Source organism: Bacillus sp. GbtcB10 (assembly GCF_019091365.1).
In the GTDB taxonomy this organism is placed as follows: domain Bacteria; phylum Bacillota; class Bacilli; order Bacillales; family Bacillaceae; genus Bacillus; species Bacillus altitudinis.
Genome location: NZ_JAGXJP010000173.1, coordinates 1 through 267, shown reverse-complemented (window position 1 = coordinate 267; position 267 = coordinate 1). Strand labels below are relative to the sequence as shown.

The window sequence follows — 267 nt, the reverse complement described above, 5'->3', positions numbered from 1 at the left end:
CTGGTTCTTGTTCCCAAGTAACTGATTCTGGGACGATTGGTAAGAGATAACCTTTTTGTGTAATTCGTAATGTTAATTCAGCATCTTCTGCAATTGCGTAAGGGTCATAGCCACCAAGCTCTTCTAGTGCGGAGCGACGAAGAAGCATGTTTGTTCCTGTCAGCGAGCCCGTTTGGAATAGTAACCAGCGTCCAGATTGCATAAGGAGCTGGAAGATTTGGAATTCTAGCGAAATCATTCGCGTTAACCAGTTTCTTTTTTCGTTTA

Annotated in this window: 1 protein-coding gene; it reads right to left on the bottom strand. The window is 43.1% G+C overall.

Going from position 1 to position 267, the window contains the following annotated elements; all coding sequences use genetic code 11:
- Positions 1 to 267, bottom strand: a 267-nt coding sequence (locus KVT11_RS20015) for a glycosyltransferase family 2 protein (protein ID WP_217609164.1), incomplete at both ends; no start/stop codon positions are given.